Below are 6,981 nucleotides of genomic sequence, written 5' to 3' on the forward strand. Positions count from 1 at the left end.
TGCTTATCCTCAAGCGCAGAGAGAGGTCTTTCTTCAAGCCTCAGGTCGTCACGGTGCGCATAGGTAACGGACGAAACCCCACCAGCAACAAAAACCTCATTGACTTTAACCTTCCCTCACCCATCCATTTTCAACGCCTGAATGAACGCCGTCTGCGGAATCTCCACCTTGCCGAACTGGCGCATCTTCTTCTTGCCGGCCTTCTGCTTTTCCAGCAGCTTCTTCTTGCGCGTCGCGTCGCCACCGTAGCACTTGGCCGTCACGTCCTTGCGCATCGCCGAAAGCGTCTCGCGGGCGATCACGCGGGAACCGATGGCGGCCTGGATCGGGATCTTGAACATGTGGCGCGGGATCAGCTCTTTCAGCTTCTCCACCATCACCCGGCCCCGCGATTCCGCGCGGTCGCGATGGACCATGATCGAAAGCGCATCGACCGGCTCATCGTTGACCAGGATCGACATCTTGACCAGGAAATCCTCGCGGTATTCGCTGATCTGATAGTCGAAGCTGGCATAGCCCTTGGTCACCGATTTCAGCCGGTCGTAGAAATCGAACACCACCTCGGCCAGCGGCAGGTCATAGACTACCATCGCGCGCGAGCCGGCATAGGTCAGGTCCAATTGGATGCCGCGCCGGTCCTGGCACAGTTTCAGCACGTCGCCCAGATATTCGTCGGGCACCATGATCGTGGCCTTGATGCGCGGCTCCTCGATATGGTCCACATAGGTCAGGTCGGGCATGTCGGCCGGGTTGTGCAGGTCGCGCACCTCGCCGTCCTTCATGTGCAGCTTGAACACCACGCTGGGCGCGGTGGTGATCAAATCCAGGTCGTATTCGCGTTCCAGCCGGTCGCGGACGACCTCAAGGTGCAGCAGGCCCAGGAAGCCACAACGGAAACCGAAACCCAGCGCGGCCGAGGTCTCCATTTCATAGCTGAAGCTCGCGTCGTTCAGCGCCAGCTTTTCGATGGCGTCGCGCAGGGCCTCGAAGTCGTTGGCATCGACCGGGAACAGCCCGCAGAACACCACCGGCTGGGCTGGCTTGAAGCCCGGCAGCGGCGTCTCGCAACCCTTGCGCTCATGCGTGATGGTGTCGCCGACGCGGGTGTCGCGCACCTGCTTGATGGATGCCGTCAACACGCCGATTTCGCCCGGACCAAGCTCGGCGATGTCGGCCATGGCGGGTTTCAGCACCGCCAGCTTGTCGATGCCGTAGACGGCATTCGTCTGCATCATGCGGATGCGGTCACCCTTGCGGATCACCCCGTCCATGACGCGGATCATGACGACGACGCCCAGATAGGCGTCATACCACGAATCCACCAGCATCGCCCTCAAGGGCGCGTCGCGGTCGCCCTTGGGCGCGGGCAGGCGGGTCACGATGGCCTCAAGCACGTCGGGAATGCCAAGGCCGGTCTTGGCCGAGATCGGGATCGCGTCCGAGGCGTCGATGCCGATGACTTCCTCGATGTTTTCCTTGACCCGCTCGGGCTCGGCCGCCGGCAGATCGATCTTGTTCAGGACCGGAACGATCTCGTGGCCCGCGTCGATGGCCTGATAGACATTGGCCAGGGTCTGCGCCTCGACGCCCTGGCTGGCATCGACGACCAGCAACGATCCCTCGACCGCGCGCATGGACCGGCTGACCTCATAGGCGAAATCGACATGGCCGGGGGTGTCGATCAGGTTCAGCACATATTTGCGCCCGTCGCGCGCGGGGTATTCGATGCGCACGGTGTTGGCCTTGATGGTGATGCCCCGCTCGCGCTCGATGTCCATGCTGTCCAGAAGCTGGGCCTTCATGTCACGTTCGGCGACCGTTCCCGTCATCTGGATCAGGCGGTCGGCCAGGGTGGATTTGCCGTGGTCGATATGGGCCACGATCGAGAAGTTGCGGATGAGATCAAGGTCGGTCATGGCCGGGCTATACTCGGGCTTTGGCGTTGCGGAAAGAGGGTTCAGCATGGCGCATGCCGACGGCGCGCAACTGGTTGCGGCGCAGGCGCGCCTCGCGCAGCATCGCATAGCAGCCCGAGCCGACGATGATCGCGGCACCGATCAGCGTCATCGCGTCGGGCCGCTCGCCGAAGACGACCAGCGCCAGGATCAGGGCAAAGACCAGCCGGGCATAGCGGAAGGGGGCCAGCGCCGCTGCCTGGCCCAGACGGGTCGCGATGACCAGCAGGCTGTAGCCACCCAGGCCCACCGCCATGCAGCAGGCCAGCGTCAGGCCCTGGCGCGCGTCCAGCATCGCCGGGGCCTGCCCCAGCACCACCCCCATCGCAACCGAGGCCAGCAGAATCGCCAGAAAGGCCGAGGCCGCCAGTTGCAGCGAAGGCACATGCGCGGGAATGCGCCGCGTCGCCACGTCCCGCGCGGTCAGGCCCAGCACAGCCACCACCGCCATCAGCGAGACCGGCTGAAATCCCGCCAGGCCGGGCCGGATCACCAGAAGAACGCCCAGGAAGCCCGCGCCGATCGCGCCCCAGCGCCGCCAGCCCACCGGCTCGCCCAGAAACAGCGCCGCGCCCAGGACGATCCCCAGAGGCAGCGCCTGCATGATCGCCGCGGTCGATGACAGGTCGCTCAGCGCCAGCGCGACGACGATGCCGATCGAACCGATGGCCTCGGAAATATTGCGCAGGATCACGGGCGGGCGCAGCAGGTCGCGGGTGAAAAGCCGCCCGCCCTGCGCCCGCAGCATGATCCAGAAGGCCAGCCAGCCGATCAGCCCGATCAGCCCCAGCACCTGCGAAAAGGGCAGATCGGCCGAGAGCAGCTTGATGAACATGTCCTCGAAGGCGAAAAGCACCATCGAACAGACCATCAGAAGGGCGGCGCGGAAATTGTCGCTCGCGCCGGAGCTTTCGCCGATCATGGAAACCTCGGAAGGGGAATTGCGGCTCTTGCAATAGGGGGCGATCATGGGAGGGTCCAGCGCGAAAGGAGAGACGATGAGATTCCGCGTCAAAGACATGAGCTGCGGCCATTGCACGGCCAGCATCGAGGCGGCCATCGCCCAGGCCGGGGGCCGCGCCAGGGCGGAACTCGCCACCCTTTCGGTCGAGGTCGAGGGGCTGGCCCCCGAGCGCGCGGCCGAGGTGATTCGCGCCGCCGGCTACAGCCCCGAGCCGGCCTGAGGCCAGATCTGGCAGCCCCGTCCCCGCGCCGCCCATTGCCGGCCGGCCTGCGCGATTGAGCGCGGGCGGGCTTTCTGCTAGTCTCGCCGGATCGGAATGGCGGCAGCAAAAAATGGGGGATAGCCCCGTCGCCCAAGGCAGAAGACCGAGGAGACAGAAATGCTCAATCGCCTGATGATCGCCGCCGCCGCGGTGATGCTGACCAGCCCGCTTGCCGTGGCCGGGCCGATCGATTCCGCCTGCATGCGTTCGGAACGCGCGCAAAGCCGGCAGCTTTGCGGCTGCATCCAGCAGGTCGCGGATCAGACGCTGTCGCGTTCGGACCAGCGCCGCGCGGCGCGCTTCTTCGCCGATGCGGACGCGGCACAGACGGTGCGCATGTCGAAATCCGATACCGACAACGCCTTTTGGGAGCGGTATCAGAACTTCGCGACCACCGCCGAGGCCTATTGCGCGAACTGATTCCATCATGCGCATCGTCGTTCTGACAGGGGCCGGCATCTCGGCCGAAAGCGGAATCAAGACGTTCCGCGCCACCGACGGGCTTTGGGAAGAGCACCGCATCGAGGACGTGGCGACACCCGAGGGCTTTCGCCGCAACCCGGTGCTGGTGCATCGCTTCTACAACCAGCGCCGGGGCGATGCGGCCCGCGCCCAGCCCAATGCGGCGCATCGCGCGCTGGCCCGGCTTACGCGGCGGCATCAGGTGACGCTGATCACCCAGAACGTGGACGACCTGCATGAACGCGGCGGCGCCCCCGAGGTGTTGCACATGCATGGCAGCCTTCTGGGCGCGCTCTGCGCCCATTGCGGCCATCGCTGGCCCGCCACCCTGGTGATGCGCAGCCAGGACCCCTGCCCCGCCTGCGGCAAGGCCGCGACGCGGCCCGACATCGTCTGGTTCGGCGAGATCCCCTATCACATGGACCGGATCTGGGAGACGATCGAGACGGCAGAAATCTTTGCCGCCATCGGCACCTCGGGCCAGGTCTATCCTGCTGCGGGGCTGGCGCAGCACGCGGCGCGCGCGGGCGCCCATACGGTCGAGATGAACCTGGCCCGCTCGGCCATCAGCCGCGATTTCGACGAGCAACGCATCGGCCCCGCGACCGAAGTGGTGCCGGCCTGGGTCGATGAGCTTTGTCCCTGAGCGAACCCGGTCCTCCGTCTCTCCCTTTGCCCAACACCCCAGGGAAAGCGCCCCGGCCGCCCCATCGAGGGGCAGCCGGGGCGCGCGGGGGCAAAGCCCCCGGAACCGCCGCTCTCTCGGACCGGCAGGACGGCAGGGGCGGCGCTTGACCCTGCCCGTCCGATGCGCCACCCCTGGGCTGCAACCATTTCCAGGTCCATGATGCCCCGCACCATCCTCGCCAACGCCCGTCTGATCCTGCGTGATGCCGTCATTCCGGGCGGCCTTGTCATCGAGCAGGACACCATCGCCGAGATCCTGCCCGGCGATGCGATCCCCGCCGGTGCCATCGACCTTGGCGGCGATTTCCTGGCACCGGGTCTGGTCGAGCTGCATACCGACAACCTGGAACGCCACATGCGCCCCCGCCCCGGCGTGGACTGGCCCCATGCTCCGGCGATCCTCGCCCATGACCGCGAGCTTGCGGGCTGCGGCATCACCACGGTCTTCGACGCGATGCGCGTCGGCTCGCTGGTCTCGGAGGGGCCGGACGAGGATTACCGGAAATACGCCCGCCCGCTTGCGCATGAACTGATCGCGCTGCGGGGCGAAGGGATGCTGAAGATCAACCACCTGCTGCATCTGCGGGCCGAGGTCTGCTCCGAGACGCTGATCGCGGAACTCGACGAGTTCGGCCCCGCCGACGGCGTCGGCATCATCAGCCTGATGGACCACACGCCGGGCCAGCGCCAGTTCCGCGACATCTCGAAGCTGGCGCAGTATGTGCAGGGGAAATACAAGCTGGGCGATGCGGAGTTCACCGAGCATGTCCGCCGCATGCGGGCGCTGCGCGACCGCCACGGCGATGCGCATGAGGCCGCCGCCGTCGAGGTCGCGCGCCGCCTGGGCGCGGTGCTGGCCAGCCATGACGACACCACGGCCGCGCAGGTCGAGGTCTCGGCGGGACATGGTGTGCGGCTGGCCGAATTCCCCACCACGCCCGAGGCGGCGGCGGCCTGCCATGCGCATGGCATCATGGTGATGATGGGGGCACCGAACCTGATCCGGGGCGGTTCGCATTCCGGCAACGTCTCGGCCGCGGATCTGGCGAAGGCCGGGCATCTGGACATCCTTTCCTCGGATTACGTTCCCGCCGGCCTGCTGGGGGGGGCGGCGATCCTGGCCCGGATCTGGGACGACCTGCCCCGCGCCATGGCCACGGTCACGGCCAACCCGGCGCGGGCGGCAAGGCTGGGCGACCGGGGCCGCATCGCGCCCGGCCTGCGCGCCGATCTGATCCGCTTCGCCCTGCGCGAGGACCTGCCCGTCATGCGCGAGACCTGGGTTGGCGGGCGACGGATCTGACCTTGCCGCGCGCGGCACGGAAATGATTCGCGAAACCCCTTCTTTTTTGATCTGGATCAAATCCGGGCCTCGCGCGATCTGTATACATACCCTCAGCAGCACCCGAGGGGCGCTGCCGACCATCCCGCCGGAATTCCCGCCATGCCGGGAGACAGGCGGGTGCCGCCCGGATCTGAGGGGGCTCGTGGCGGCTCGGGGGTAAGGCTTGGCCTTGCCCCCCACGCGCCGGCGGAACGCGGAGATCAGCTTTTGGCCTCTGCGATTTCGAAGGATGTTGTTGCAGTTCTTTGCGGATGCGCGCCCCCCTGCGCTCCGACCAGGTTTTTCAGGGGTTCCCTTTTGACGGGGATCGGGGGCGGGCCTTTCGCCAAGCATGGGGCGCCGCCCCCGCTTTTTTCGGCAGGATATTCGCTACGTCGCATCGACCGCATGTGCTCTGGGCCGGGGCGTTCTGTTCCTCTCCTTTTGAAGTGGTCCGCCGTCATGTTCAGGAGAAGGCGGATCCAGGATGACCAACAGGCGACCCAGGCCGGAAGAGATTGTTGCGAAGTTGCGGCAGGTTGAGGTTCTGATGGGGCAAGGTCTTTCCCGTCTGGACGCGATCAGGCGTGCGGTGTCAGATCTCACGCTGGATAAGCTGATCCTCACGGAGGCGGCTCGGGGCAACCTTCCAAGCCCTGCTCATCGCCGGGCCTGCATCGATCATGTCCAGGATGAGCTGGGCGTTTCCGAGCGTCGCGCCTGTCAGGTGCTTCGTAACCGCACGGTTGCTACCGTCTTGCCCTGCTCCTGAACCGTTCCATGACCTGACGGTCTGAGACGAAATCTTGAAGGAACTTATTCCATGTCCCGTCGGTAGCACGCGCGGCCGCGAGCATGTCCTTCATCCCGATGATGCCGTCATCGGTAAGCGCGGTGATGGCCTCATCCTGGCCGGTATGGACGGTGACGATCACGCCGCAGGTGAGGTTGTCGTCGTTGACGATGATGGCTTCAAGCAGATCGCGGTCTTCGTCGAGGATCCTGGCTGTGAGATCGAGGGAACAGAGATGCGTGATGGCGGCCATCAGGCGACCGCCGCCTGCGGTGCCGAGACCGGCGCCCATTTCCACGGCAGCAGTTCGTCGATCCGGTTGATCTTGTGATCGTGGATGCGGGCGAGGGTGTCGGCAAGCCAGGCGTGGGGATCGACGGCATTGAGCTTGGCCGTCTCGATCAGGGTCATGGCGCGGGCCAGTGTTTGCGCGCCGGTCTCGGCGCCCGCGAAGAGCCAGTTCTTGCGGCCGATGCCGATGGGCCGCAGCGCGCGCTCGGCCGAGTTGCTATCGGGCATGTTGATGGCGGCGCC

The 6,981-nt window shown here is 66.1% G+C and carries 8 protein-coding genes and 1 pseudogene; 5 read left to right on the top strand and 4 right to left on the bottom strand.

Features of this window, described 5'->3' with window-relative positions:
• Positions 1-116 precede the first annotated feature (116 nt).
• A complete protein-coding gene (lepA, locus tag QM682_RS07990) occupies positions 117-1,916 on the bottom strand; it encodes a translation elongation factor 4 (protein ID WP_415128526.1) in 1,800 nt (599 codons plus the stop codon).
• A 7-nt stretch (positions 1,917-1,923) separates the two neighbouring features.
• The gene (locus tag QM682_RS07995; RefSeq protein ID WP_415128528.1) at positions 1,924-2,925 is read right to left on the bottom strand and encodes a DMT family transporter; all 1,002 of its coding nucleotides are present in this window, start codon (positions 2,923-2,925) and stop codon (positions 1,924-1,926) included.
• 28 nt (positions 2,926-2,953) lie between these two features.
• On the opposite strand from QM682_RS07995, the gene QM682_RS08000 reads away from it, so the two are divergent.
• The 5 genes and pseudogenes from QM682_RS08000 to QM682_RS08020 all read left to right on the top strand — a co-directional run.
• A complete protein-coding gene (locus QM682_RS08000; RefSeq protein ID WP_415128530.1) occupies positions 2,954-3,139 on the top strand; it encodes a heavy-metal-associated domain-containing protein in 186 nt (61 codons plus the stop codon).
• 159 nt (positions 3,140-3,298) lie between these two features.
• On the top strand, positions 3,299-3,601 hold the full coding sequence (locus QM682_RS08005; protein WP_415128532.1) for a hypothetical protein: 303 nt from the start codon (positions 3,299-3,301) through the stop codon (positions 3,599-3,601).
• Positions 3,602-3,608: 7 nt separating this feature from the next.
• Positions 3,609-4,289 carry an NAD-dependent deacylase gene (locus QM682_RS08010; protein ID WP_415128534.1) on the top strand — a complete coding sequence of 227 codons (681 nt, stop codon included), beginning with the start codon at positions 3,609-3,611 and terminating at the stop codon, positions 4,287-4,289.
• Positions 4,290-4,490: 201 nt separating this feature from the next.
• A complete protein-coding gene (locus QM682_RS08015; protein ID WP_415128536.1) occupies positions 4,491-5,633 on the top strand; it encodes an alpha-D-ribose 1-methylphosphonate 5-triphosphate diphosphatase in 1,143 nt (380 codons plus the stop codon).
• Positions 5,634-6,141: 508 nt separating this feature from the next.
• A pseudogene (locus tag QM682_RS08020) lies at positions 6,142-6,387 on the top strand (IS3 family transposase); the annotation flags it as partial.
• A gap of 16 nt (positions 6,388-6,403) precedes the next feature.
• On the opposite strand, the gene QM682_RS08025 reads toward QM682_RS08020, so the two are convergent.
• Together QM682_RS08025 and QM682_RS08030 are read right to left on the bottom strand one after the other, a co-directional pair.
• Entirely contained in the window at positions 6,404-6,700 is a 297-nt protein-coding gene (locus QM682_RS08025) for a hypothetical protein (protein ID WP_415128538.1), read from the bottom strand.
• The coding region (locus QM682_RS08030; RefSeq protein WP_415128540.1) for a transposase domain-containing protein at positions 6,700-6,981 on the bottom strand (282 nt) is incomplete at its 5' end. The genes QM682_RS08025 and QM682_RS08030, both read right to left, overlap by 1 nt.

Origin of the sequence: Paracoccus sp. (in: a-proteobacteria) (assembly GCF_047605025.1) — a bacterium.
In the GTDB taxonomy this organism is placed as follows: Bacteria; Pseudomonadota; Alphaproteobacteria; order Rhodobacterales; family Rhodobacteraceae; genus Paracoccus.